Genomic DNA, 25,661 nt, shown 5'->3' with positions numbered 1-25,661 from the left:
TGAGCACCCTACGGGAACGGCCGGAGCACCGGCAGGGCCGAGGGTCCCCCCCTCGCGCTCAGGCGACGAGCGTGGCGCGGGCCGCACCGGCGTCGGGCAGCCGGTCGAGCAGCATGGTGTGCGCGGCCCGGGTGGCCGCCAGCACGCTCGGGTCCAGCGTCGCCACCAGCACGTCCTCGCCGGTGTCCGCGCCCCGCGCCAGCGGTCGGCCCTCCGGGTCGTAGACCGCCGCGCCGCCGTTGAACCGCCAGGGATCGGCGCCGTCGACCGCGTTGGCGAACACCACGAACATGGTGTTGTCCAGCGCGCGAGCGGCGTAGTAGAGGTCCCGGCGGTGCGCCGAGCCGGTCAGGTAGCCGCTGGGGCAGAGGTAGCCGTGCGCGCCGTCGGCCGCCGCCGCCCGGCCGTGCTCGGGAAAGCAGCCGTCGTAACAGATGCCGAGGCCGAACCGCCACTCATCGACGACCAGCGTGGCGCCGCGCCGGCCGGCGTCGAACAGTTCCCGTTCGCCGCCCCAGAGCTGCTGCTTGTCGTACGCGGCGGTGACCGTGCCGGCCGGGTCGACGACGAGCGAGGAGATGGTGCGCCGCCGGTCGGGGTGGCGGACCGCCGCGCCGACGACCACCGCGGCCCCGGCGTCGCGGGCGGCGGCACGCAACGGGTCCAGCCTCGCGTCGTCGACCCGCCCGTCGGGGTCGGCGGCGACGTCCGTCCCGGTCGGGTCGGCGCCCAACGTCGGCGGGTGGTACGCCGGCAGGAACAGCTCGGGCAGCACCACCACGCGGGCGCCGGCGGCCCGGCCGACGAGGCGGGCGGCGGTGTGGGCGTTGCCGGCGACGTCGCCGGGCACCGGCTCGGCCTGCACGGCGGCGACGGTCAGCGGGGTGGTGGGGAGGGACACGCCCGGATCGTAGCGAACCACCCTCGCAAGCCGTACGTACGGTTTGCATCGGCCCTGCTCACCTGCGACGATCGTGACGTGCCCAGAGTAAGTCAGGACCAGCTCGACGCGCGCCGGCAGGAGATCCTCACCGCGGCCCGGGCGTGTTTCGCCCGGCACGGCTACGAGGGCGCCACCGTGCGACGGCTGGAGGAGGCCACCGGCCTCTCCCGGGGCGCGATCTTCCACCACTTCCGGGACAAGGACTCGCTCTTCCTCGCCGTCGCCGAGGACGACGCCGCCGCGATGGTCGAGACCGTCGCCCGCAACGGCCTGGTCCAGGTGATGCGGGACCTGCTGGCCCGTGCCGTCTCCCCGGACACCACCGGCTGGCTCGGCAGCCAGTTGGAGGTCTCCCGCCGGCTGCGCACCGACCCGGCGTTCGCCAAGCGCTGGTCCGAACGCTCGGCGGCCATCGCCGAGGCGACCCGCGAGCGCCTGCTCCGCCAGCGCGAGGCGGGCGTGCTCCGCGACGACGTACCGATCGACGTGCTCGCCCAGTTCCTGGAGCTGGCGTACGACGGGCTGGTGCTGCACCTGGCCATGGGCCGGCCGGCGGGCGACCTGACCCGCGTGCTCGACCTGGTCGAGGAGGCTGTCCGCCGGCACTGAGTCTCGGTCCGGTAACTGCCTCCACCGGGGAGATCAACGCTGGCGCGCCTGCTCCACAATGGGCCGCGACACCCCTCCCGACAGGAGCAGCCCATGACCGTCCTCGCGGCCGACACCTGGGGCATCCCCGGCCCCGTCTTCCTGCGCTGGTACCTTGTCGCGGCAGTCGTCCTGGTCGTCGGCGCGGCGGTGTACCGGTTCCGCGCGCTCGCCGGCACCGCCGTCACCGACCACGCCGCGCTCGGTCCGCAGCAGGTCGCGTACCTCAACGGGGGCGACCAGCTCGCGGTCTGGACCTCGCTCGGCGGGCTGCGCCGGGCCGGCGCGGTTGGCGTGCACCCGGACCGGCGACTGGCCCCCGGCGGGCCGCTGCCGGCCGGGGTGACCCCGCTCGACCAGGCCGTGCACCACGCCGCCAGCCGCGGCCTGCGCTCCCGCGAGCTGGCCCGCGACGAGTGGGTCCGCCGCGCCCTCGACGAGCTGCGCGACGGGCTGGTCCGCCGCGGCCTCGCCCTGGACCAGGAGCGGCGCCGCACGCTGAAGCGTGGTGCCCTGCTCGTCGGCGCGCTGCTCGCGATCGGCGTGGTGCGGGCCTTCGTCGGCATCTCCCACGGCCGGCCGGCCGCCTTCCTGCTGCTCGCCCTGTTCCCGCTCTTCGTCGCGTTCCTGCTGCTCAACCGCGTGCCCTGGCGCACCCGGGCGGCCACCGCCGCGCTGCGCGACCTGCGCCGCCGGCACGCATGGCTGCGTCCCGCCGCCGCACCGGCCTACGCCACCTACGGCCCGTCGGACGCGGCGCTGGGTGTCGCGCTGTTCGGCACCGCCACGCTCTGGACCATGGACCCCGGCTTCGCCGAGCAGGCCGAGATCCAGCGTCAGGCCATGGGCACCGCCGGCAGCTCCGGCACCTCGTGCGGCGGCGGCAGCTCCTGCTCCGGGGGCGGTTCCTCGTGCGGCGGCGGCAGCTCCTGCGGCGGTGGCGGCGGGTGCGGGGGCGGCGGCGGGTGCGGCGGATGACCGGCCCGTCCGGCGTCGGCATCGGCTGGCGTCCCGAGATCGCCGGCTTCGTGGCCGGGCTGCCGGGGCTGCGCTTCGTCGAGGTGGTCGCCGAGGGGGTGGCCCCGGACGGGCCGCTGCCCGAGGGCCTGGCCGAGCTGCGCGAACGCGGCGTCACCGTCGTACCCCACGGGGTGCGGCTGTCGCTCGGCGGCGCGGAGCCGGTCGACAGGCACCGGGTGGCGCACCTGGCCGGGGTGGCCGAGGCGCTGGCGGCGCCGCTGGTCAGCGAGCACATCGCGTTCGTGCGGGCCGGCGGGCTGGAGGCCGGGCACCTGCTGCCGCTGCCGCGCAGCCGGGAGGCGGTGGCGGCGGTGGTGGCGAACGTGCGGCGGGCGCAGGCGGAGCTGCCGGTGCCGCTGGCGCTGGAGCCGATCGCGGCGCTGTTCGACTGGCCCGACGACGAGCTGGACGAGGCCGACTTCCTCACCGAGATCCTCGACGCCACCGGGGCGCTGCTGCTGCTCGACGTGGCGAACGTGCACGCCAATGCCCGCAACCGGGGCGGCGACCCGGCCGCGCTGCTGGATCGGCTGCCGCTGGAGCGCGTCGCCTACGTCCACGTGGCCGGCGGCGCCGAGGCCGGCGGCTTCTACCACGACACGCACACCGATCCGGTGCCCGCCGAGGTGCTCGACCTGGTCCGCGGGCTCTGCGACAGGCACCGCCCGCCGGCGCTGTTGCTGGAGCGCGACGGGCACTACCCGCCCGCCGCCGAGCTGCGCGGCGAGCTTGACGCCCTCGCCGCAGCGTCCGGCTACCCGGTGGTCACGTGAGCGGCGACCTGGCGGCCCGGCAGGCCGAGCTGGTCGCGGCGCTGGTGGCCGGCGGGCCGCTGCCGCCCGGCTTCGCGCCGGCCCCGGTCGACGCCGCCCGCCGCGCGCTGCTGCGCAAGCGGGCCGGCGACGTGGCCCGGCACTGGCCCCTGCTCGCCGCCGGCCTCGGCGCCGACTGGCCGGGGGCGTTCACCGCCTGGGCGGACGGGCGCCCCACGGGCGGCTCGCTGCGCGACGGCTGGGACCTGGCCCGCGCGCTGCGCGCGGAGGGGACGCTGCCGCCGCTGGGCGCCGAGGAGCTGGCCGTGCGCGAGGCCGCGAGCCGCTACGACGGCCGCGTCGCGCCCCGGCCCCGCCGCCGGCCGGCGTTCGCCCGCGTCGGCGGCGCCGTCGCGGTCCAGCTCGCCGGTCGGGTACGCCTGCTGCGGCCCGCCCCGCGCTGACAGGTTCCGCCCGATACGGCAGGATCGGGCGTATGGATCTCGGACTCGCCGACCGGGTGTACGTGCTCACCGGCGCCTCCGGCGGCCTCGGCTTCGCCACCGCCGAGCAGCTCGTCGCGGACGGCGCCCGGGTGGTGATCTCCGCCCGCGCCCCGGAACGGGTGGCCGCGGCCGTCGAGGCGCTCGGCGACCCGGAGCGGGTCATCGGGCTGACCGCCGACCTCGCCGACCCCGGCACCCCGGACCGCCTCGTCGCGGCGGCGCGGGAGCACTTCGGCCGGCTCGACGGCGCGCTGGTCTCGGTCGGCGGCCCGCCCCGGGGCACCGCCGCCGAGGTCACCGACGCGCAGTGGCGGGAGTCGTTCGAGACGGTCTTCCTGGGCAGCGTCCGCATCGCCCGCACGGTGGCCGGCGCGCTCACCGACGGCGGCGCGATCGCCCTGGTGCTGTCCACCTCGGCGCGCGCGCCGCTGGCCGGCCTCGGCATCTCCAACGGTCTGCGACCCGGCCTGGCCGGCGTGGCGAAGGACCTGGCCGACGAGTACGGGCCACGCGGCGTCCGGGTGCTGAGCCTGCTGCCCGGGCGGATCATGACCGACCGCAACCGGGAGCTGCTGGCCGCCTCCGGCGACGCCGACCGGGCCCTCGCGGAGGCCGAGGCGGCCATCCCGCTGGGCCGCATCGGCGACCCGGCCGAGTTCGGTCGGGTGGCCGCGTTCCTGCTCTCCCCCGCCGCCGGCTACGTCACCGGGATCACCGTGCCGGTCGACGGCGGCGCGTTGCGCGGCCTGTGACGGCGGTCGTGGTGCGCTCCGGGCAGGCGGTGACGCCCTCGGCCGGGTCGCAGCCCGCGGTGGGGTCGCCGGTCGTCGACGCGGCACGCGCCGGCGGGCTGGGGGAACGATGAACGACAGGCGCCGACCCGCGCGCGGGCGGCCCGAGGCCGCACCCGGCCCGGGCACGCCGGCCCGCCGGCATCCCCGGCCCAGCCGGGAGCAGCTCGCCGCCGCGGCCGACCGGCTGCTGCCGGACGTGATCGCGCCCGGGCTGGACGTGCTCTTCGTCGGCATCAACCCGGGCCTGTGGTCGGCGGCCACCGGCTGGCACTTCGCCCGCCCCGGCAACCGGTTCTGGCCGGCGCTGCACCGCGGCGGGTTCACCCCGCGGCTGCTGCACCCCAGCGAGCAGGACCAACTGCCCGCGCTCGGGCTGGGCATCACCAACATGGTGGCCCGGGCCAGCGCCCGCGCCGACGAACTGACCGCCGCCGAGCTGGTCGACGGCGCGCGCCTGCTGACCGCGAAGGTGGACCGGCACCGGCCGCGCTGGGTGGCGGTGGTCGGGGTGACCGCCTACCGGATCGGTTTCGTCCGGCCGAAGGCCGGCTTCGGGCCGCAGCCGGAGCACCTCGGCCCGGCCCGGCTCTGGGTGCTGCCCAACCCGAGCGGGCTGAACGCGCACTTCACCCCGGAGACGTTGGGCGCCGCCTTCGGCGAGCTGCACGCGGCGGTCAGCGGCGACTAGTTGGCCGCCGCCGGCGGCATCACCTCCTGCGCGACGTAGGTGCCCATCGGCACCGTGGTCACCACCGGCTCGGGCTGCTCCGGACCGGCGTGGGGCGCCGGGGAGTCGGCGACCGCGAACTGGGTGCGGTAGAGCTCGGCGTAGAGACCGCCGACGGCCACCAGCTCGTCGTGCCGGCCCCGCTCGACGATCCGCCCCTCGTCGAGCACCAGGATCTGGTCGGCGTCGCGCACGGTGGAGAGCCGGTGCGCGATCACCAGCGCGGTGCGCCCGGTCAGCGCCACCGCCAGCGCCCGCTGCACCGCCGCCTCGCTCTCCGAGTCGAGGTGCGCGGTGGCCTCGTCGAGGATCACGATCGACGGGGCCTTGAGCAGCAGCCGGGCGATCGCGATGCGCTGCTTCTCGCCGCCGGAGAAGCGGTAGCCGCGCTCCCCGACGGTGGTGTCGAGCCCATCGGGCGTGGCGCGGACCAGGTCGGCGACCTGCGCGCCGGCCAGCGCGGCCCAGATCTCGTCGTCGGTGGCGTCGGGCTTGGCGTAGCGGAGGTTCTCCCGGATCGTCTCGTGGAACAGGTGCGAGTCCTGGGTGACCACGCCGATCTCGTCGCGCAGCGAGGCGAGCGTCGCGTCGCGCACGTCGACGCCGCCGACCAGCACCTGGCCGTCGCTCACGTCGTAGATCCGGGAGATCAGCATGGACAGCGTCGACTTGCCGGCGCCGGACGGGCCGACCAGGGCCACCATCTGCCCCGGCTCGACGCCGAACGAGACGCCCTTGAGCACCGGCTCGTTGACCGTGCGGTCGAGCGTGGCGACCTCTTCGAGGGAGGCCAGCGACACCTCGGCGGCGCTCGGGTAGCGGAAGCGCACGTCGCGGAACTCGACCCGGCCGCTGCCGCGGGGCACCGGCACGGCGTCGGGCTTCTCCTCGATGCCGGGGCGCAGGTCGAGCACCTCGAAGACCCGGTCGAAGGAGACCAGCGCGCTCATCACGTCGACCCGGACGTTGGAGAGCGCGGTGAGCGGACCGTAGAGGCGGGTGAGCAGCAGCGCCAGCTTGACCACGGTGCCCGCGCTGACCGCGCCGGCGACCGCGAGCCAGCCGCCCAGCCCGTAGGTGAGCGCCTGGGCCAGCGAGGCGACCAGCAGCATCGCCACGAAGAAGGTGCGGGAGTACATCGCGGACTGGATGCCGATGTCACGGACCCGTTCGGCCCGGCCGGCGAACCGGCTCGCCTCGACCTCGGGCGCGCCGAAGAGCTTGACCAGCAACGCGCCCGAGACGTTGAACCGCTCGGTCATGGTGGCGTTCATCTTGGCGTCGAGGTTGTAGGACTCGCGGGTGATCTCGGCCAGCCGCTTGCCCACCCGGCGGGCCGGGATGATGAAGATCGGCAGCAGCACCAGCGCCAGCACGGTGATCTGCCAGGACAGCACCAGCATCGCCCCGGCGGTGAGCACGAGCTGGATGACGTTGCTGACCACCCCGGACAGCGTGGAGGTGAACGCGCGCTGGGCGCCGAGCACGTCGTTGTTGAGCCGGCTGACCAGCGCGCCGGTCTGGGTGCGGGTGAAGAACTGCAGCGGCATCCGCTGGACGTGGTCGTAGACCCGGGTGCGCAGGTCGAGGATGATGCCCTCGCCGATGCGGGCCGAATACCACCGCTGGGCCAGTGAGAACAGCGCGTCGGCCACGGCCAGCGCGGCGATGACCAGGGCGAGCCGGACCACCGTCTCGCGCGCGTCCGGACCGCCGCCGGCGATCGCGTCGATCACGTCACCGGCGAGCAGCGGGGTGGCCACGCCGATCACCGCGGCCACGATGACGGTGAGCAGGAAGACGACGATGTCGCGCCGGTAGGGCTGGGCGAACGCGACGATCCGCCGGGCGGTGCCGCGCTTGAGCCGGTGGGCGGAGACCTCGTCGCGGTTGCGCAGCGACCGGAGCATGCTCCAGCCGCCCATGCCGCCGCCGGCCATGTGGCTGGACACTCGTCACCTCCGGATCGTCGGGCAGGCCGAAACCGTCGGGGTCAATTCTCCCGACGCCTGTGACAACCTCGCGAGTAACCCGGTTCTTCCCGAACGGTCCTTACTATTCGCCTCGGCCGGCCAGGTCCCGGATCCGCCGGGTCTGCGCCTCCCGCTCGGCCCGCTGCTGCTCGGCGGGCGAGCGGCCGGCCGCGCCGGCGAGCAGCGCCTTGATCTCCACGACCGCGTCCCGGTTGTTGGCCAGCAGCCCGGCGGACAGGTCCCGCACCGCGCCGTCCAGCTCGTCGTTCGGCACCACCAGGGTGGCCAGGCCGATCCGGTCCGCCTCGGCGGCGTCCATCCGGCGACCGGTGGCACAGATCTCCAGGGCCCGGGAGTAGCCGACCAGGTCCACCAGGCGGCGCGTGCCGGCCAGGTCGGGGACCAGGCCGAGGGTCACCTCGGCCATCGAGAGCTTGGCGTCGGCGGCGAGCACGCGCATGTCGCAGGCGAGGGCGAGCTGGAAGCCGGCGCCGATCGCGTGCCCCCGCACCGCGGCGATCGAGATGACGTCCGGCCGGTGCAGCCAGGTGAAGCCGGCCTGATATTCGGCGATCCGGTCGGCGCACTCGCTCTCCGGGAGCGTGGCCAGCTCGGCGAAGGAGCCCGGCCCGGACGCGCCGGCGAACGCCAGGTCCAGGCCCGCGGAGAAGGACCGCCCCTCGCCGCGTACGACGACGACCCGGACGTCACCGGGCAGGTCCCGCGAGAAGTCGCTCATGGCGCGCCACATCGCCGGGGTCTGGGCGTTGAGCACGTCGGGCCGGCACAACGTCACCGTCGCGACCGGCCCGTCGCAGTCGAGTCGAACTCCGGTGGTCTCGGCGGTCACCGGACCGCCCGGAGCGCGACGCTGATGGACGACGCTGGGGGGCGGGTCACGCCTTCTTGCGGCGCCGGGCGCCGCCGCGCTGCCGCAGCTGCACCCCGGACTCGGTGAGCACCCGGTGGATGAATCCGTAGGAACGGCCGGTCGAGGCCGCCAGCGCGCGGATGCTCTCACCCCCGGTGTACCGCTTTACCAGGTCTTTGGCGAGCGTCTGACGCTCGGCCCCGACGATCCGGCGACCCTTCTCAGTGCTGGTGGCTGTGCCGGTGGCTGCCATGCTGATTCCTCACGTCCCAGACTGTGCGGTTCGGATACGGTCCCACCTATTAGACCGCCTCGGACGATCATGCGCCAGATATCAACTATTCGCCAACCGACACGCTACGCAATGTCAGCTTCCCGATAGAGTGATCCTCCCGACCGCCGGATCCGTACCGCGGGGGTCGTATCGTGCCCCCGGTGACCGACCTGATCGCGGCCGCGGCGGCCGCCGCCGGCGTGTTCGCCGCGACCAACCTCGACGACGTCGTCGTGCTCACCGTGCTGTTCGTGGCCGCCCGGCGCAGCGGCCGGCCCCGGCCGTGGCAGATCGTCGCCGGTCAGTACGCGGGCATCGGCGCGCTCGTCGCCGTCGCGGTGGTCGCCGCCGCCGGCCTGCTGGTGGTGCCCGACCCGTGGCCCGGCCTGCTGGGGCTGCTGCCGGTCGCGCTCGGCGTCCGGGCGCTGCTCACCCGGGACGCCGGGGACGACGAGCCGCCGGCGGTGGTCGGCACCCTGCTCGGCGTCGCCGGGGTGACGGTGGCCAACGGCGCCGACAACATCGCCGTCTACGTGCCGGTCTTCCGCACCCTCGACCCGGCCACCGGGCTGGTCTGGCTGCTTGTCTTCGCCGCCCTGGTGGCCGTCTGGTGCGCGGTCGCCGCCGCGCTGGGCGGCCACCCCCGGGTGGTGGCGCTGGTCGGCCGTGCCGGCCACTGGCTGGTCCCGGCGATCTTCATCGCCATCGGCGCGACCATCCTGCTCACCTCCGGCGTCCTCCCCCGCCTGGCCGGGCTCCTCCACTGACCCGACCCGAGGTCAGGCCAGCTCGACCAGTTCGAGGAGGTCGTCGGACCACGCGTCCTCGTCGCCGTCGGGCAGCAGGATGGCGCGGTCGGGCTTGAGCGCGGTCACCGCGCCCGGGTCGTGGGTGACCAGCACGATCGCGCCGGGATAGCGGGCGATCGCGTCGAGCACCTGCTCCCGGCTGACCGGGTCGAGGTTGTTCGTGGGCTCGTCCAGCAGCAGCACGTTGGCGCCCGAGCAGACCAGCGTGGCCAGCGCCAGCCGGGTCTTCTCGCCGCCGGAGAGCACGCCGGCCGGCTTGTCCACGTCCTCGCCGGAGAAGAGGAACGCGCCGAGGATCTTGCGCAGGTCGGTGTCGGTCTGGTCCGACGCGGCGCTGCGCATGTGCTCCAGGATGGTGCGGTCCACGTCAAGCGTCTCGTGCTCCTGGGCGTAGTAGCCGAGCCGCAGGCCGTGCCCGGGGCGCACCTCGCCGGTGTCCGGCTCCAGCAGGCCGCCGAGCATCCGCAGCAGGGTGGTCTTGCCGGCGCCGTTGAGGCCGAGGATGGCCACCCGGGAGCCGCGGTCCACCGCGACGTTCACGTCGGTGAAGATCTCCAGCGACCCGTACGACTTGGACAGGCCGGCGGCGGTCAGCGGGGTCTTGCCGCACGGTGCCGGGTTGGGGAACCGGACCTTGGCCACCTTGTCCGCGTGGCGCACCTCTTCCAGCCCGGAGATCAGCTTCTCGGCCCGGCGGGCCATGTTCTGGGCGGCGACGGTCTTGGTGGCCTTGGCCCGCATCTTGTCCGCCTGGGCCATCAGCGCGCCGGCCTTCTTCTCGGCGTTGGCCCGCTCGCGGCGACGACGCCGCTCGTCGGTCTCGCGCGCCTCAAGGTAGGCCTTCCAGCCGAGGTTGTAGGTGTCGACCACGGACCGGGTGGCGTCCAGGAACCACACCTTGTTGACCACGGCCTCCAGCAGCGACCCGTCGTGGGAGATCACGATCAGGCCGCCCTTGTGGTTGGCGAGGAAGCCGCGCAGCCAGGTGATCGAGTCGGCGTCGAGGTGGTTGGTGGGCTCGTCGAGCAGCAGGATGCCGCCGCCGTTCTCGCCCGCGTCGCGGAACAGGATCCGGGCCAGCTCGATGCGGCGGCGCTGGCCGCCGGAGAGCGTGCCGATGGTCTGTGCCAGCGCGCGGTCGGGCAGCCCGAGGTTGGCGCAGATCCGGGCCGCCTCGGCCTCGGCCGCGTAGCCGCCGAGCGAGGCGAACTGGTCCTCCAGCGCGCCGTAGCGGCGGACCAGTTTCTCGTCGTCGGCGCCCTCGGCGAGCTTGTCCTCCAGCTCCTTCATCCCCGCCATGAGCACGTCCAGCCCACGCGCGGAGAGCACCCGGTCCCGCCCGGTGACGTCCAGGTCGCCGGTCCGCGGGTCCTGCGGCAGGTAGCCGATGGCGCTGCGCCTGTCGATCTGCCCGGCGTACGGCTGGCCCTCGCCGGCGAGCACCTTCAGGGTGGTGGTCTTGCCGGCGCCGTTGCGGCCGACCAGACCGATCCGGTCCCCCGGCTGCACCCGCAGGGTGGTGTCGGACAGCAGGATCCGGGAACCGGCGCGCAGTTCCAGGCCGGTGGCAGTGATCATTTCGGAGTACTCGCTCTCGGGGTCCGGAAGGGCTGACTCAGGGCACGCGAAAGCGCCGGCGGGTCGTCATCTCCCGTCGGCGCGGGGCCGTTCAGCCTTCGCAGCGCAGCACGGACCAAGTGTACCGGGCGCGCCGCGTCGCTCCCGCCGGATTACCAGACAAGATCATCGGGTACCGAATGCGCCGTCCGGACCCGGTCCGGTACCGCAACCATCACACACGGACACATCGGTGATCGGGGTCAACATGGAGCTGAACGAGAACGCGCGGGTCGACACCAGCCAGGTGGACGACCGGCGAGGGTCCGGCGGCGGAGGAGGCGGGATGGGCATCCCCATCCCGGGCGGCGGCGGGGGCCGGGGCGGGCTCGTGAGCATCATCATCGCCGTGCTCGTCGCCCTGGTCGGTGGCGGCTTCGGCCTCAACGCGGCCACCAACGGCGGCGGTGGCGGATCCGAGCAGGGCGACAACACCTCCCTGGAGCAGAAGTGCTCGGCGCAGGACGCGCTGAAGCAGCTCGACTGCCGCAACACCCTCTACGTCAACTCGATCCAGGCATACTGGCGCACCGCCATGCCGGAGGTCTTCGGCGAGCAGTACCAGCCGTCCAAGACGGTGTTCTTCAGCCAGAACGTCAACACCGGCTGCGGCGCGGCCGACTCCGGGGTCGGACCGTTCTACTGCCCGGCCGACGACCTGGTCTACATCGACCTCACGTTCTACCGGCTGCTCGCCGACCAGCTCGGCGCCGAGGGCGAGTTCGCCCAGCCGTACGTGCTGGCGCACGAGTACGGCCACCACGTGCAGGACCTGCTCGGCACCGAGGCGGAGATGCGCCGCCAGCAGCAGCGCGACCCGCAGAACGCCAACGCGCTCTCGGTCAAGCTGGAGCTGCAGGCCGACTGCTACGCCGGCGCGTGGGCCAAGAACGCCACCGGGACCGCCGACGAGAAGGGGCAGAAGATCTTCAAGAGCATCACCGACCAGGACATCCAGCAGGCGATCGACACCGCCGAGAAGATCGGCGACGACGCCATCCAGAAGCGCTCCGGCCGGCCGGTCAACCCGGACGAGTTCACCCACGGCAGCTCCGAGCAGCGCAAGCAGTGGTTCACCAAGGGCTACTCCACCGGCGACCCGAAGGCCTGCGACACCTTCGGCGCCGGCCAGTAGGACCCGCGCGACGCCACCCGGGCCGCCGGCCCGCGCCGCTGGGACGTTCCAGCGGCGCGGCCGGCGGCCCGACCGCGTCAGGGCAGGGGCACCTGCGCCGGGGTGGACCGCTGGACGGTGCTGCCGTCGCCCAACTGCCCACCGCTGTTGTCGCCCCAGCACCACAGGCCGCCGTCGGTGCGGATCGCGCAGCCGTGATCGGCGACGGCCACGCCGGCGGTCCAGGTCGTCTCGGTGCCGACGCGGGTCGGCGCGGACCGGTGCGTGGTGGTGCCGTCACCCACCTGCCCGGAGCCGTTCTTGCCCCAGCACCACAGGCTGCCGTCGGTGCGCGACGCGCAGGACGTGTCGCTGCTCGCGTCGACCCGGCTCCAGGTCGTACCGGTGCCGACCTGGACCGGCGCGGCCTGGTAGTTGCCGCCCACGCCGAGCTGCCCGTAGCCGTTCTCCCCCCAGCACCACAGCGCGCCGGAGCGGACCCCGCAGGTGTGCGCGTAGCCGGCCGCGACGCTCGACCAGGTGGTCGCGGTGCCGACCTGTGCCGGGGTGGTCTGCGAACCCAGGGTGCCGAGACCGAGCTGCCCGTCCGAACTGAGCCCCCAGCACCACAACGTGCCGTCGGTGCGGATGCCGCAGGTGTGCGCGAAGCCTGTCGACACGCTCGCCCAGGTGGTCGCGGTGCCGACCTGCAGCGGGGTGGTCGCGACGTACGGCGAGGCGCCGACGCCGAGCTGCGAGGTCCGGTTGAAGCCCCAGCACCAGAGCGTGCCGTCGGTGCGCACCCCGCAGGTGTGCGACGGGCCGGCGCTGACCCGGGCCCAGGTGGTGGCGGTCCCGACCTGCACCGGCACGCTGCGGCTCGTGGTGCTGCCGTCACCGAGCTGGCCCCGGAAGTTCGAGCCCCAGCACCACAGCGTCCCGTCGGTCCGGATCGCGCAGGTGTGCCCGGAGCCGCCGTCGACCGACGCCCAGGTGGCGGTGCCGACGCGCGCCGGGGTGCTCCGGTTCGTGGTGGTGCCGTCACCGAGTTGGCCGCCGTAGTTGGAGCCCCAGCACCAGAGCGCCCCGTCGGTGGGGATCGCGCACGTGTGCGCGCCGCCGGTGGTGACGCTGCTGACCGCCGGGGCCGCCAGCGCGGCCCGTTCGGCCGTACCCGCCGTCGCCGGGCCGGCCGTCACCGCCGCGGTGAGCACGACGCTGCCGGCGCAGAAGGCCGCCGCGGCGGCGAGCCGCCTGGTCGCACGGCGCCACCGGGCCCCGGGCCGGCCGTCCTGATGTCCGCTCATGAAATTGTTCTCTCCCAACGATGTCGCTGCACGGATGGCGGAGGCGAAGCTGCCCCGGTGGGTCGCCCGGAGACCCACCACTTCGTGGCACCAACCATAGAGATCGGTTTCGCTCGATGCACCGACGGCGAGAGAGATTGACCGGCTTGATATGATCTTTCCGGTTCAGCGGACCAGGATGTGGACCGCCCGGGCCTCGGCGACCGCCGCCACCAGCACCGCGTGCCGCGGTTCCGGCACGTCCAGCAGGCGCTCGGCGCGCAGCGCCGCGAGCGGCGCCAGCCGCCGGTCGGCGAGCACCGTGTCCACCGCCCGCCGGTCCCCGCCGCAGACCAGCGCCGCGAGCGTGCCGGCCGCCGGCAACAGCAGGCGTACGGCGAGGTCTGCCGCGTCGCCCAGGGCCGCCCTCGCCTGGTTGTCGCGCCGCCGGGCGAACCGCTGCTGCGACCAGCCGCCCGCGGCGGTGCGCCCCTGTACGTACCGGGTGTCCACCTTGGACGTCACCAGCTCGGTGCCGTCGGCCACCCCGACCGCCACCGCGCCCTTGCGGGCCAGCAGCAGGCCGAGCCGGCGGGGCGCGGCGGCCACCCCGGCGAACGCCGGCACGTCCGGCGCGGGGCGCGCGCCGGGCGGCGTGTGCAACTCGGCGGTGGCGCCGTCCGGGGCGGTGAGCAGCAGACCGTACCCCAGGGCGGTGACGGTGGGCGGGCCGTGCCGGTCGGCGAAGCCCTCGACCCAGCGCACCACGCGGGCCGGGTCGACCTCGACCCACCGGCCGCCCCCGGCTGCGGGTCGGCTGCTCATGGCACGACGGTACGCGGTCAACCGGACAGCAGGGTGACCGCCGCGAGACCGGCGACAAGCGCGCTGGACACCACGCCGGTGACCAGCCGCCCCCGCGGACCGGACAGCGCCCGGCCGACCACCGAGCCGCCGCCCGCCACCACCAGCTGCCAACTCGCCGAGGCCAGGAACGCGCCGGTCACGAACGACGCGGCGGCCGCCGGGTCCGGGTCGGCGGCGTCGCGGCGGCCGAGCACCAACGCGGCGAAGTAGAGCACCGTCGCCGGGTTGAGCAGGGTCAGGCCGAGCAGCGCTAGGTACGCCCGGGCCGGCGTGTGCAGCCCGTGGCCGGCCGACGCCTCGGTGACCTCGGTGTGCGGCCCGCGCCCGGCCGGCGCGTCGGTGACCTCCCGTGCCCGTCGACCGGACCAGGCCCGCCACAGGCCGTGCGCGGCGATGCCGAGCAGGACCAGCGCGGCGACCACCCGCAGCGGCCCGGCGACCGGGGCGAGGAGCCGGGCCAGCCCGGCGCCGCCGAGCGCGGCGAGCGCGGCGTAGAGCCCGTCGGCGGTGGCCACGGCCAGCGCCGCGGCGGCGCCGACCCGGAAGCCGTGGCGCGCGCTCAACCCGAGGATGAGGACCGCGATCGCGCCCACCGGGACCGCGACGCCGTAGCCGGCGACCAGGCCGGCGAGGAACGCGCCGGTCACGACGGCGGACGACGGGTCGAGGCGGCCGGCAGGGCGCGCTGTCGACGCGCGGCGGTGGCCGCACGGACAGGAGCCTGCTTCGGGTACGCCTCGATCACCCGCTCATCCTGCGACCCGCTCCCCCGCCCCGCCACCCGATTTCGGTCCGCCCGCGTCGGAGGAGATCTTGGAACGAAAAGGCCCCTGGAGGGGCCAGTTTTTACCAAGATCTCCAGGCGTCCCGCTCCGTGGACGCTCGCTCTCATTTCCGGTCGACTGGCGGTCCTGGTCGAGCTGACCATCGGCACCGGACGGGCCGGAGTCGCGCATGACGACGTAGACCCGGCGCGGGTGGAACGAGGCGGGGCGGGCGGAGACCAGGTGGGCAGGCAACGACTCGGGCGCGCCACCCCCGAAAGGGGTGACGCGCCCGCGAGCGGTGACCGGGGAACCGGTCAGACGTTGAAGCCGAGCGAGCGGAGCTGGTCGCGCCCCTCGTCGGTGATCTTGTCGGGGCCCCACGGCGGCAGCCAGACCCAGTTGATCCGGATGTCGTTCACCAGGCCGCCGCCCGGACCGGTGGTCAGCGCCTGCCGGGCCTGGTCCTCGATCACGTCGGTCAGCGGGCAGGCCGCCGAGGTCAGCGTCATGTCCAGCGTGGCGACGTTCTCGTCGTCCACGTGCACGCCGTACACCAGACCCAGGTCGACCACGTTGATGCCCAGCTCGGGGTCGACGACGTCCTTCATCGCCTCCTCGATGTCGGCGAGGCGGGCCTTGCCGCCGGCCGGCGTGGCCGGGCTGTCGGTCGCCACCGCGCCGGTCTCCGGCGTCGTGGTGGTCTCGTCGTCGCTCATGCCTTCACCTCCGGGCTCACGCCCACCCCGGCGCGTGCCGCGGCGTCCTTGAACGCCATCCACGACAACAGCGCGCACTTGACCCGGGCCGGGTAGCGCGCGACACCCGCGAACGCCACCCCGTCTCCGAGTACGTCCTCGTCCGGCGTGACCTGGCCACGCCCGGACATCAACTCGACGAACGCCTCGTGCACCACGGTGGCGTCGCCCGCGTCCCGACCCCGCAGCAGCTCGTGCAGGATGCTCGCCGACGCCTGGCTGATCGAGCAGCCCATCCCGTCGTACGAGATGTCGGTGAACACGGTGCCGTCGGTCGCCACCCGCACGGTGATCTCGTCGCCGCAGGTCGGGTTGACGTGGTGCGCCTCGCCGACCCGGGCGTCCGGTTCCGCCGCGTCCCGCAGGCCGCGGCCGTGCGGGTGCTTGTAGTGATCCAGGATGATCTCCTGGTAGAGAGATTCGAGCTGCATCACGCGAACACCTTCCGCACCTGCTCCAGGCCCGCCACCAGGGCGTCGATCTCCGCGGTGGTGGTGTAGAGGTAGAACGACGCGCGCGTCATCGCCGGCACCCCGAAGCGGGCGCACACCGGCTTGGCGCAGTGGTGCCCCACCCGGACCTGCACGCCGAGCGAGTCGAGCACCTGCCCGACGTCGTGCGGGTGCACGTCGCCGAGGGCGAACGAGATCGTGCCGCCCCGGCCCACAGGCACGGACGGGCCGAACACGCGCAGGCCCGGCACGGTGGCGAGGGCGTCCAGCGCGTATGCCGTCAGCTCCTTCTCGTGCCACTGGATCGCCCGCGTCCCGACGCCGGTGAGGTAGTCCACCGCCGCGCCGAGCGCGACCGCCTCGGCGATCGGCGGCGTGCCCGCCTCGAAGCGGGCCGGCGGCGCGGCGAACGTGGTGCGGGCCATCGTCACCGTCTCGATCATCGAGCCGCCGCCCAGCACCGGCGGCATCGCGGCGAGCAGCTCGCCCCGCCCCCACAGCACGCCGATGCCGGTCGGGCCGCACATCTTGTGGCCGGTGAAGACGATGAAGTCGGCGTCCAGGTCGACCACGTCGATCGGCTGGTGCGGCACCGACTGGGAGCAGTCGAGCAGCAGCAGCGCGCCGACCTGGCGGACCCGCTCGGTGATCCGGCCGGTGGCGTTGACCGTGCCGAGGATGTTCGACGTGTGCACCAGCGACACGATCTTGGTGCGCTCGGTGACCAGGTCGTCCAGCCCCGACTCGTCGAGCCGGCCGCCGTCGGTGACCGGGAACCAGCGCAGCGTCGCGCCGGTGCGCTCGGCGAGCAACTGCCACGGGACGATGTTCGAGTGGTGCTCCATCTCGGAGATCACGATCTCGTCGCCGGGGCCGAGCCGGAACCGCTCGTCACCGTCCGCGCGCAGCGAGGCGTTCGAGAACGCGTACGCCACCACGTTGATCGCCTCGGTGGAGTTCTTGGTGAACACCACCTCGTCCACGCTCGGCGCGTTGACGAACGCGGCGATCTTCGCCCGTGCCCCCTCGTACGCCTCGGTCGCCTCGGTGCCCAGCGTGTGCACCGAGCGCGACACGTTGGCGTTGTGCCTCGCGTAGTGCTCGGTGAGCGCGTCCAGCACCTGCCGCGGCTTGTGCGAGGTGTTCGCGCTGTCCAGGTAGACGAGCGGGTGACCGTTGACCTCCCGGTCCAGGATCGGGAAGTCGGCCCGCACCGCCGCCACGTCGAACCGCGGCACGTCGTCGTACTGCGGCATGCCGGCCGGGATCGCGATGGAGGAGGTCATGTCAGGTCAGGCCCGCGCCGCGCCGGCCCCGGCCACGTACCGCTCGTAGCCCTCTTCCTCGAGCTTGTCGGCCAGCTCGCGGCCGCCCTGCTCGACGATCCGCCCGGCCACGAAGACGTGCACGAAGTCCGGCTTGATGTAGCGCAGGATCCGGGTGTAGTGGGTGATCAGCAGCATCCCGGTGTCGCCGGTGTCGCGCACCCGGTTGACGCCCTCGCTGACCACGCGCAGCGCGTCCACGTCGAGGCCGGAGTCGGTCTCGTCGAGGATGGCGATCTTCGGCTTGAGCAGCTCCAGCTGGACGATCTCGTGCCGCTTCTTCTCACCGCCGGAGAAGCCCTCGTTGACGTTGCGCTGGGCGAACGCCGGGTCCATCTGGAGCTTCTCCATGGCCCCGCGCAGCTCGCCGGCCCAGGTGCGCAGCTTCGGCGCCTCGCCGTCGATGGCGGTCTTGGCGGTCCGCAGGAAGTTGGCCACCGACACGCCGGGGACCTCGACCGGGTACTGCATGGCCAGGAAGAGACCGGCGCGGGCGCGCTCGTCGACGGACATGGAGAGCACGTCCTCGCCGTCGAGGGTCACCTCGCCGCCGGTGATCTCGTACTTGGGGTGGCCGGCGATCGAGTAGGCAAGCGTCGACTTGCCGGAGCCGTTCGGGCCCATGATCGCGTGCGTCTCACCGGAGCGCACGGTCAGGTCGACCCCGTGCAGGATCGGCTTGAGCTCACCCTCGGGCAGCTTGACCGACACCTTCAGGTCGCGGATCTCCAGGGTGCTCATTATCGCGTCACTCCATTGCTCGGCGTCATGCTGACGTAGATCTCGCCGTCGCGGACTTCGACGGGGTAGACGGGTACGGGTTCGGTCGCGGGCAGCCCGGTCGGCTCACCGGTACGCAGGTCGAAACGGGATCCGTGCAGCCAGCATTCCAGCGTGCAGCCCTCGACCTCGCCCTCGGAGAGCGCCACGGCGGCGTGCGAGCACTCGTCGCGGACGGCGTAGAACGCGTCGTCGTCGCCGTGCACGACGGCCACCTGCACGCCGTCCACGTCGGCGCTGATCGCGGCGCCCTTCGGCACGTCCTCGGCGGAACAGATCCTGATCATCAGGCGCCGGCCTTGGTGAGGCGCGCCTCGATCGCGTCGCCGAGCCGCTCACGCAGGTCCTCGACCGGGATCTTGTTGATCAGCTCGGCGAAGAAGCCGCGCACCACCAGACGTCGGGCCTCGCCCTCCGGGATGCCCCGGGCCATCAGGTAGAAGAGCTGCTCGTCGTCGAACCGGCCGGTCGCGCTGGCGTGCCCGGCACCGGCGATCTCGCCGGTCTCGATCTCCAGGTTCGGCACCGAGTCGGCCCGGGCGCCGTCGCTGAGCAGCAGGTTCCGGTTGATCTCGTACGTGTCGGTGCCGGTCGCCTCGGCCCGGATCAGCACGTCGCCGACCCAGACGGTGTGCGCGTCGTCGCCCTGCAACGCGCCGCGGTAGCCGACGTTGCTGCGGCAGTCCGGCACGGTGTGGTCGACGAGCTGCCGGTGCTCCAGGTGCTGACCGGAGTCGGCGAAGTAGAGGCCGTACAGCTCGGCCTCGCCGCCGCGCTGGGTGTATTCCACTGTGGTGTTCTGCCGGACCAGGTCGCCGCCGAGGCTCACCTGCACATGCACGACCTTGGCGTCGCGGCCCAGCTTCACCTTCAGGTGCTGCGCCTGCACCGCGTCGTCGGCCCAGTCGGCGACCGTGACCAGGGTCAGCTTCGCGCCGTCGGCCACCGCCACCTCGACGTTGTCGGCGAGCGTGGCCGAGCCGACGTGCTCCAGCACCACGGTCACCTCGGCGAACCGGCCCACCTCGACGAACGTGTGGCCGAACGCGAGCGCCCCGGCGTCCTCGCCGACCGCCCGCAGGCGCACCGGCGCGTCCACCACGGCGTCCCGGGCGACCTGCACCAGCAGCGCGCCGTCGGCCCCGCCGTAGGCCAGCGCGCTGACCCGGTCGAACGGGGTGAGCACGCTGCCCACGCGCGGGTCGTCGGAGCCGATCCGCTCGACGGTGACGCCCTCCGGCAGGTCGCCGTGCTCGTGCCGGACCGCGCCGCGCGGCGCGGCGGAGCCGTCACCCGTCAGGCCACGCAGGCGCTTGAGCGGGGTGAACCGCCACTCCTCCTCCAGCCCGGTCAGGGCGGGGAAGTCGGCGACCTCGTACGAGCGGAGCGCCTGCGACTTGGTCGTGGGCGGCGCGGAAGCCTGGGTAGTCATCTCTTCCTTGGTCTGTCTGGTTCGTGACGACGTGGTCTTGCTGACGCGGCGGGCCGGGTTTCCGGCCCGCCGCGCGGGAGCGGCGGCGTCAGCCGACCGCGCCCTCCATCTGCAGCTCGATCAGGCGGTTGAGCTCCAGCGCGTACTCCATCGGGAGCTCCTTGGCGATCGGCTCGATGAAGCCGCGGACGATCATCGCCATCGCCTCGTCCTCGCTCAGGCCCCGGCTCATCAGGTAGAAGAGCTGGTCGTCACTGATCTTGGAGACGGTCGCCTCGTGCCCCATCGACACGTCGTCCTCGCGGATGTCGACGTACGGGTAGGTGTCGGAGCGGGAGATGGTGTCGACAAGCAGCGCGTCGCACTTGACCGTGCTGCGGCTGCTGTGCGAACCCTCCAGCACCTGCACCAGACCGCGGTAGGAGGTGCGGCCGCCGCCCCGGGCGATCGACTTCGACACGATGGTGGAGGAGGTGTGCGGCGCGGCGTGCACCATCTTGGCGCCGGCGTCCTGGTGCTGGCCCTCGCCGGCCATGGCCACCGAGAGCACCTCGCCCTTGGCGTGCTCGCCGGTCATGTAGACCGCCGGGTACTTCATGGTGACCTTGGAGCCGATGTTGCCGTCGACCCACTCCATGGTCGCGCCCTCGTGGCACACGGCGCGCTTGGTCACCAGGTTGTAGACGTTGTTCGACCAGTTCTGGATGGTCGTGTAGCGGCAGCGCGCGTTCTTCTTGACGATGATCTCCACGACCGCGCTGTGCAGCGAGTCGGAGGAGTAGAGCGGCGCGGTGCAGCCCTCGACGTAGTGCACGTACGCGCCCTCGTCGACGATGATCAGCGTCCGCTCGAACTGGCCCATGTTCTCCGTGTTGATCCGGAAGTAGGCCTGCAGCGGGATCTCCACGTGCACGCCCTTCGGCACGTAGATGAACGAGCCACCGGACCAGACGGAGGTGTTCAGCGCGGCGAACTTGTTGTCGCCGACCGGGATCACCGTGCCGAAGTACTCCTTGAAGATGTCCTCGTGCTCGCGCAGCGCGGTGTCGGTGTCGAGGAAGACGACGCCCTGCTCCTCGAGGTCCTCACGGATCTTGTGGTAGACGACCTCGGACTCGTACTGCGCCGCGACGCCGGCGACCAGCCGCTGCTTCTCCGCCTCCGGGATGCCCAGCCGGTCGTAGGTGTTCTTGATGTCCTCCGGCAGGTCCTCCCAGCTGGTGGCCTGCTTCTCGGTGGACCGGACGAAGTACTTGATGTTGTCGAAGTCGATCCCGGTGAGGTCGGCGCCCCAGGCCGGCATCGGCTTGCGGCCGAACAGCCGCAGGCCCTTCAGGCGCAGGTCGAGCATCCAGGCCGGCTCGTTCTTCTTGGCCGAGATGTCCCGCACCACCGCCTCGTTCAGACCACGCTGGGCGGCGGCCCCGGCGACGTCGGGGTCGGCCCAGCCGTACTCGTAACGACCGAGGGCGGCGAGCTGCTCCTCCTGGGTCAGGGGCTGGACGATCTGCTCGGTCATCTATCTGTCCTCACAGTGGAGACGGTGGAACCGGACTGGGCGGGAATGTGCGTGGTGCACACGCCGTCGCCGTGCGCGATGGTGGCCAAGCGCTGCACGTGGGTGCCGACCAGGCGGGAGATCACCGCGGTCTCGGCCTCGCACAGCTGGGGAAACTCGGCGGCCACGTGCGCCACCGGGCAGTGGTGCTGGCAGAGCTGGCCGCCGGAGGCGATCGTGGACGCGTTGGCAGCGTAACCCTCGGCGGTGAGCGCCCCGGCGAGCGCCTCGGCCCGCGCGATCGGGGCGTCACCGGCGTCCTCCATGGCGGCCCGGCAGCGGTGCTCCAGCGCGGCGACCTGGTCGGCCGCGAACGCCGCGACCGCCTCCGCCCCGCCGGTGCGGGCGATCCACCGCAGCGCGGCGGTGGCCATGTTGTCGTAGTGGTGGGTGCCGCAGCGCACCCGGGCCGCCTCGGTCAGCACGAAGACCTTGGCCGGCCGGCCCCGCCCGCGGCTGCCCCGCACGGTCTGCTCGCGGGCGAGCACGTCACCCTCGGCGAGCATCGCGTCGAGGTGCCGGCGGATCGCGGCCGGACTGAGGCCGAGCGCGGAGCCGAGCTGCGCGGCGGTGGTGGCGCCCCGCTCCAGCAGAAGCTGCGTGACCCGGTCCCGGGTCGACAGGTCGGCGGACGCCGTCGCGCCGGCGACCGTACTGGTCACCGACCCTTCGGACAGCGCTGCCGCGTTTTTCACAACAGCAACGTTACGTAATTCGCGCGGGGCCCGCAAACCCGGGGTCCGGTGATCCCGACCACCGGGTCGGCCGAGTCACCCGATCGGGATCAACTACGGTGCGTAGGATTCGCTCCGTGAAGCGTTCCGTCCGGTTCCCGGTCTCCCCCACGCTGCTGCGCCGCCTCGCGCTCACCTCGATCATCGCGAACGTGGCGATCGTGGTCACCGGCGGGGCCGTCCGGCTCACCGCCTCCGGCCTCGGCTGCCCCACCTGGCCCCGCTGCACCGACGAGTCCTACACCACCACGTCCGAGATGGGCGTGCACGGGGTGATCGAGTTCGGCAACCGGCTGCTCACCTTCGCGGTGGGGATCATCGCGCTGGCCGTGGTGCTGGCCGTGCTGGCCCAGCGCCCGCGCCGGCGAGGGCTGCTGCCGCTCGCCGTGGGCGTGCTGCTCGGCATCCCGGCGCAGGCGGTCCTCGGCGGGATCACCGTGCTCACCAACCTCAACCCGTGGGTGGTCGGGCTGCACTTCCTCGCCTCGATGGTGGTGATCGCGGTCGCGTACGCGCTCTGGCTGCGCACCGTCGAACCGGACGGGCCGGTCCGGGCGACCGTGCCGGCGCCGCTGCGTACCCTCGCCTGGATCACCGTCGTGGTCGGCGCCGCGGTGCTGGTGGTCGGCACCTGGGTGACCGGCAGCGGCCCGCACGCCGGCGACCAGGGCGCGGCCCGCAACGGCCTGGATCCGGAGTCGATCTCCCAGGTGCACGCGGACGGCGTCTTCCTGCTGCTCGGCCTCTCGGTGGCGCTGCTCTTCGCGTTCCGCGCGGTGGGCGCCCGGCGCGCCGTCCGGGCCGCCGGGGTGCTGCTCGCGGTCGAGCTGGGCCAGGGCCTGATCGGCTTCGTCCAGTATTTCACCCACCTGCCGGCGGCGCTCGTCGCCGCGCACATGCTCGGCTCCTGCCTGGTGCTGCTGGCCACGCTGGGCGTGCTCCGGGCCACCCGCGAGCGCCTCCCGGCCGCCCCGCCGGCCCCGGCCGCGCCCGCCACCGAACCGGTGGGCGCCACCGCCTGAGCCGGGCGTTACCGCGCACCGGGAGCGGGAATGCGGGCCGGACGACGGACCGTACGCCCGAGGGGAGCCGCCGGTGTCGCGCAGGGGCCTTGCCACGACCACGCCGCAGCGGCTGACGCCGGTGGCCGGCGCGCCGCTCTGGTGCGACGCCCGTGAGCACGGCCTCACCGGCGACGGCGTGACGAACGACCAACCGGCGCTGGCCGCGCTGGTGGACCGCCTGGGCGCCGGCTACGACGCGGACGGGCGGGCCCGGGTCATCCACTGCCCGCCCGGCCTCTACTCGATCCGCGACGCCGGCACGGTGTGGCGCAGCGGCGTCTCGCTGATCGGCGCCGGCCCGGCCGCGACCCGGTTCCTGCTCAGCAACGAGGGCAACCGCGCCGACCCGGTGCCGCTGGCCTACTGGACCACCGTGCAGCACGGCGCGGACCGGGACCGGCACATCGCCGACTGCACGTTCGCCGACTTCGAGATCGACGGCTCCGGCGTCGGCCAGGCCGAGTACGACTACCTGGCCAAAGGGCTCGGCCTGCAGTACGTGGTCCGGGGCGTGTTCCGCAACCTCTACATCCACCACACCGGCGCGACCGGCCTCGGCTGCGACTTCCTCCAGGACAGCCTGATCGACGGCGTGGTCGTGGTCGGCTGCGGCCGGCTGGACAACGGCCAGCAGATGGGCGGCGCCGGGATCGGCGTCGGCATCGGCGGCTGGGGCGACGTGGAGCGCCTCACCATCGCCAACTGCACCACCGTCGGCAACGGCACCAACGGGATCTTCCTGGAGCTGCAGAAGGACTACTGGCCCCCGACGCGCGGCATCCGCATCATCGGCTGCCACAGCCAGGCCAACCGGTTCGGCATCTCGGACTGGGGCGCGGACGGGTTGATCGTCTCCGGCTGCACCATGACCAACAACCTGGAGGCCGGCTTCGACGTGTCGGCCAACGGCACCGCCGGGGTCGCCGGACGCGGCGGGCTGCTCACCGGCAACGTGATCGACTGCAACGTCGGCGACGGGATCAGCATGGGCAACACCCCCGGCCCGTACGCGGTGCAGAACAACCGGATCAGCCGCAACGGCGGATACGGCTACCACGAGCACGACCTCGGCCACGGCTACCGGGGCGCGGCGGCCGACGTGGTGATCCAGGACAACGACATCCGGGAGAACGCGCTGGACGGAATCCGGATCGACAGGCCGATGCTGGACGCGTCGATCGTGGGCAACCGGATCCGTGACAACGGACTACGCTCCGCGCCGGCCCACCGGGGCGCCGGCGACGCGGTGCGCTACGGCCCGCGCGAGGTCACCGACGGCGCGGCGCACTGGCCGGCCGGCGGGCACCGGGGCAAGGTCGTCCGGGTCGGCACCCGGAACGCCACGGTCGCCGACAACACCGACGACCGGCTCACCCTGGCCGAGGTACGCCCGGACGGCGCCACCGCCTGGAACGAGGCGATCCCGGAGCCCGGCTCGGCGTACGAGTTGCCGGACGGGCCGGCGGCCAGCGCCGGGATCACCGTCGCGGCCCCGTTCGACTCGGCCACCGTCAGGGCCAACCGGATCTGGCACCGGGAGGCCGACACCCAGGCGTACGGGATCTGGATCACCGAGTCGGGAAGCTGCGTGTCGTGCGCGGTGGAGGACAACGACCTCGCCGGGTCGACGGCAGCGCTGCGGCTGGACACCCCGCCGGTCGGCGGTCGCTGGGACCGCAACCACACCGACCGCGACTGACCCGGCGTCTCGGTCCGACCTGACATCTCAGCCCGCGCCGGTCGTCGACGAGCAGTCCGTGCCCGCCGCCCTTCTGGACGGCATCACTGTGCGAGTGCCGACCACTGCCCTTCACCCGCCGGCGACGAGACCGCCCGGCACGGCCGGCGAACCGTGACCCGGCCCGCAGGCTGACGGAACGGGCCGGCGGGGTGTGCCCGAGCCACCGGCGCGGGCGCGGGCCACCAGGCGGGCGCGGGCCACCGAGGCGGGCACGGGCCATGCCGGACAGAACGCGGCCTGTCCGCTCGGGCGCCCGCGCCACACGGGGCGTCCCGGCGCGGCGTCCCACCCGTGTGGTCGGCCGATCGCGCCGGACCGCGGCGAGCGCCCGCCCGGACGGAACGCACCCATGCCGTTCCATCCACCCGGCCGACCGACAGCGACTGGAACGCGATAGGTGCCTGGGCGAGCCTGAGACACCCATGACGTTCCACCCACAGCCTCGACCGACGGCGAGTGGAACGCCATGGGTGCCTGGACGAGCCTGAGACACCCATGACGTTCCACCCGCTGGGTCGACCGACGGTGGGTGGAACGCGATGGGTGTCTGGGGAGGCGGGACGCGGGTGGTGTTCCACCCGCCGCGAGCCACGGGGGCGTTCTGGCGGTCGAGGTGGCGAGCGTCGGCGCTGGGACAGGGCGGTCAGGGACCGGGACGGGCGGCGCCGGACCGGGTTGGGGCGACCGGGCCGGGCCGGGGCGCGCGGGTTCGGTCACGGCGCGTGGGCCAGGGCGAGGCGCGCGGGGCGGGCCAGGGCGAGGCGCGCGGGGCGGGCCAGGGCGAGGCGCGCGGGGCGGGCCAGGGCGAGGCGCGCGGGGCGGGCCAGGGCGAGGCGCGCGGGGCGGGCCAGG

Annotated in this window: 26 protein-coding genes; 10 read left to right on the top strand and 16 right to left on the bottom strand. The window is 73.7% G+C overall.

The window, feature by feature from the left end:
- Positions 1-58: 58 nt before the first annotated feature.
- A complete protein-coding gene (locus ACIA5A_RS27070) occupies positions 59-901 on the bottom strand; it encodes a carbon-nitrogen hydrolase family protein (protein WP_396767249.1) in 843 nt (280 codons plus the stop codon).
- Between the two features lie 78 nt (positions 902-979).
- Between ACIA5A_RS27070 and ACIA5A_RS27065 the strand changes: the two genes are divergently transcribed.
- The 6 genes from ACIA5A_RS27065 (at position 980) to mug (ending at position 5,351) form a co-directional block, all read left to right on the top strand.
- A complete protein-coding gene (locus ACIA5A_RS27065; RefSeq protein WP_181569362.1) occupies positions 980-1,552 on the top strand; it encodes a TetR/AcrR family transcriptional regulator in 573 nt (190 codons plus the stop codon).
- A 93-nt stretch (positions 1,553-1,645) separates the two neighbouring features.
- Positions 1,646-2,569: a TIGR04222 domain-containing membrane protein gene (locus ACIA5A_RS27060; RefSeq protein ID WP_396767248.1), complete on the top strand. Its 924-nt coding sequence runs from the start codon at positions 1,646-1,648 to the stop codon at positions 2,567-2,569.
- Entirely contained in the window at positions 2,566-3,384 is an 819-nt protein-coding gene (locus ACIA5A_RS27055) for a DUF692 domain-containing protein (RefSeq protein ID WP_396767247.1), read from the top strand. Before ACIA5A_RS27060 ends, ACIA5A_RS27055 begins: the two co-directional genes overlap by 4 nt.
- On the top strand, positions 3,381-3,827 hold the full coding sequence (locus ACIA5A_RS27050) for a hypothetical protein (RefSeq protein ID WP_396767246.1): 447 nt from the start codon (positions 3,381-3,383) through the stop codon (positions 3,825-3,827). The genes ACIA5A_RS27055 and ACIA5A_RS27050 overlap by 4 nt, the downstream gene beginning before the upstream one ends.
- A gap of 32 nt (positions 3,828-3,859) precedes the next feature.
- Positions 3,860-4,621, top strand: a complete 762-nt coding sequence (locus tag ACIA5A_RS27045) for an SDR family oxidoreductase (protein WP_396767245.1) — start codon at positions 3,860-3,862, stop codon at positions 4,619-4,621.
- Positions 4,622-4,730: 109 nt separating this feature from the next.
- Positions 4,731-5,351, top strand: coding sequence for a G/U mismatch-specific DNA glycosylase (mug, locus tag ACIA5A_RS27040; RefSeq protein WP_396767244.1), 621 nt, complete (start codon positions 4,731-4,733; stop codon positions 5,349-5,351).
- Here mug and ACIA5A_RS27035 read toward each other — a convergent pair.
- From ACIA5A_RS27035 to ACIA5A_RS27025, 3 genes are all read right to left on the bottom strand, one after another.
- Entirely contained in the window at positions 5,348-7,330 is a 1,983-nt protein-coding gene (locus tag ACIA5A_RS27035) for an ABC transporter ATP-binding protein (RefSeq protein ID WP_396767265.1), read from the bottom strand. The two genes, mug and ACIA5A_RS27035, sit on opposite strands and share 4 nt — an antisense overlap.
- Before the next feature lie 115 nt (positions 7,331-7,445).
- Positions 7,446-8,213 (bottom strand): enoyl-CoA hydratase/isomerase family protein, encoded by a 768-nt coding sequence (locus ACIA5A_RS27030; RefSeq protein ID WP_396767243.1) that lies wholly within the window; start codon positions 8,211-8,213, stop codon positions 7,446-7,448.
- A 46-nt stretch (positions 8,214-8,259) separates the two neighbouring features.
- The gene (locus ACIA5A_RS27025) at positions 8,260-8,487 is read right to left on the bottom strand and encodes a helix-turn-helix domain-containing protein (protein ID WP_007072022.1); all 228 of its coding nucleotides are present in this window, start codon (positions 8,485-8,487) and stop codon (positions 8,260-8,262) included.
- Positions 8,488-8,669: 182 nt separating this feature from the next.
- On the opposite strand from ACIA5A_RS27025, the gene ACIA5A_RS27020 reads away from it, so the two are divergent.
- Positions 8,670-9,275: a cadmium resistance transporter gene (locus ACIA5A_RS27020; RefSeq protein WP_396767242.1), complete on the top strand. Its 606-nt coding sequence runs from the start codon at positions 8,670-8,672 to the stop codon at positions 9,273-9,275.
- A 12-nt stretch (positions 9,276-9,287) separates the two neighbouring features.
- Here ACIA5A_RS27020 and ACIA5A_RS27015 read toward each other — a convergent pair whose 3' ends face one another.
- Complete coding sequence (locus ACIA5A_RS27015) at positions 9,288-10,895, bottom strand: ABC-F family ATP-binding cassette domain-containing protein (protein ID WP_396767241.1); 1,608 nt, start codon at positions 10,893-10,895, stop codon at positions 9,288-9,290.
- A 247-nt stretch (positions 10,896-11,142) separates the two neighbouring features.
- On the opposite strand from ACIA5A_RS27015, the gene ACIA5A_RS27010 reads away from it, so the two are divergent.
- Complete coding sequence (locus ACIA5A_RS27010; protein ID WP_396767264.1) at positions 11,143-12,069, top strand: neutral zinc metallopeptidase; 927 nt, start codon at positions 11,143-11,145, stop codon at positions 12,067-12,069.
- 77 nt (positions 12,070-12,146) lie between these two features.
- On the opposite strand, the gene ACIA5A_RS27005 is transcribed toward ACIA5A_RS27010, so the two are convergent.
- The 11 genes from ACIA5A_RS27005 to ACIA5A_RS26955 form a co-directional block, all read right to left on the bottom strand.
- Positions 12,147-13,355 carry an RCC1 domain-containing protein gene (locus ACIA5A_RS27005; RefSeq protein WP_396767240.1) on the bottom strand — a complete coding sequence of 403 codons (1,209 nt, stop codon included), beginning with the start codon at positions 13,353-13,355 and terminating at the stop codon, positions 12,147-12,149.
- 165 nt (positions 13,356-13,520) lie between these two features.
- Positions 13,521-14,159 (bottom strand): acVLRF1 family peptidyl-tRNA hydrolase, encoded by a 639-nt coding sequence (locus ACIA5A_RS27000; protein WP_396767239.1) that lies wholly within the window; start codon positions 14,157-14,159, stop codon positions 13,521-13,523.
- Positions 14,160-14,176: 17 nt separating this feature from the next.
- Entirely contained in the window at positions 14,177-14,848 is a 672-nt protein-coding gene (locus ACIA5A_RS26995) for a LysE family transporter (RefSeq protein WP_396767238.1), read from the bottom strand.
- A gap of 434 nt (positions 14,849-15,282) precedes the next feature.
- Positions 15,283-15,684 (bottom strand): metal-sulfur cluster assembly factor, encoded by a 402-nt coding sequence (locus ACIA5A_RS26990; RefSeq protein WP_396767237.1) that lies wholly within the window; start codon positions 15,682-15,684, stop codon positions 15,283-15,285.
- The gene (gene sufU, locus ACIA5A_RS26985) at positions 15,681-16,154 is read right to left on the bottom strand and encodes a Fe-S cluster assembly sulfur transfer protein SufU (protein ID WP_396767236.1); all 474 of its coding nucleotides are present in this window, start codon (positions 16,152-16,154) and stop codon (positions 15,681-15,683) included. Before sufU ends, ACIA5A_RS26990 begins: the two co-directional genes overlap by 4 nt.
- Complete coding sequence (locus ACIA5A_RS26980) at positions 16,154-17,461, bottom strand: cysteine desulfurase (protein WP_396767235.1); 1,308 nt, start codon at positions 17,459-17,461, stop codon at positions 16,154-16,156. The genes sufU and ACIA5A_RS26980 overlap by 1 nt, the downstream gene beginning before the upstream one ends.
- A 6-nt stretch (positions 17,462-17,467) precedes the next feature.
- Entirely contained in the window at positions 17,468-18,241 is a 774-nt protein-coding gene (gene sufC / locus ACIA5A_RS26975; RefSeq protein WP_091071869.1) for a Fe-S cluster assembly ATPase SufC, read from the bottom strand.
- A complete protein-coding gene (locus ACIA5A_RS26970) occupies positions 18,241-18,567 on the bottom strand; it encodes a non-heme iron oxygenase ferredoxin subunit (protein WP_396767234.1) in 327 nt (108 codons plus the stop codon). The genes sufC and ACIA5A_RS26970 overlap by 1 nt, the downstream gene beginning before the upstream one ends.
- On the bottom strand, positions 18,567-19,712 hold the full coding sequence (gene sufD, locus ACIA5A_RS26965) for a Fe-S cluster assembly protein SufD (RefSeq protein ID WP_396767233.1): 1,146 nt from the start codon (positions 19,710-19,712) through the stop codon (positions 18,567-18,569). The genes ACIA5A_RS26970 and sufD overlap by 1 nt, the downstream gene beginning before the upstream one ends.
- Before the next feature lie 88 nt (positions 19,713-19,800).
- Positions 19,801-21,231, bottom strand: a complete 1,431-nt coding sequence (sufB, locus tag ACIA5A_RS26960) for a Fe-S cluster assembly protein SufB (RefSeq protein ID WP_181569380.1) — start codon at positions 21,229-21,231, stop codon at positions 19,801-19,803.
- Positions 21,228-21,965, bottom strand: coding sequence for a helix-turn-helix transcriptional regulator (locus ACIA5A_RS26955; RefSeq protein ID WP_396767232.1), 738 nt, complete (start codon positions 21,963-21,965; stop codon positions 21,228-21,230). Before ACIA5A_RS26955 ends, sufB begins: the two co-directional genes overlap by 4 nt.
- A 98-nt stretch (positions 21,966-22,063) precedes the next feature.
- Here ACIA5A_RS26955 and ACIA5A_RS26950 point away from each other — a divergent pair, with 98 nt between their 5' ends.
- Together ACIA5A_RS26950 and ACIA5A_RS26945 are read left to right on the top strand one after the other, a co-directional pair.
- Positions 22,064-23,026, top strand: coding sequence for a heme A synthase (locus ACIA5A_RS26950; protein WP_396767231.1), 963 nt, complete (start codon positions 22,064-22,066; stop codon positions 23,024-23,026).
- 73 nt (positions 23,027-23,099) lie between these two features.
- Positions 23,100-24,767, top strand: a complete 1,668-nt coding sequence (locus tag ACIA5A_RS26945; RefSeq protein WP_396767230.1) for a right-handed parallel beta-helix repeat-containing protein — start codon at positions 23,100-23,102, stop codon at positions 24,765-24,767.
- Positions 24,768-25,661: the final 894 nt, after the last annotated feature.

Source organism: Micromonospora sp. NPDC051300 (genome assembly GCF_044455315.1).
GTDB classification, from domain to species: Bacteria; Actinomycetota; Actinomycetes; order Mycobacteriales; family Micromonosporaceae; genus Micromonospora; species Micromonospora robiginosa.
Note: the sequence above shows the minus strand (reverse complement) of the source record. Positions and strands in the feature narration are given on the sequence as shown.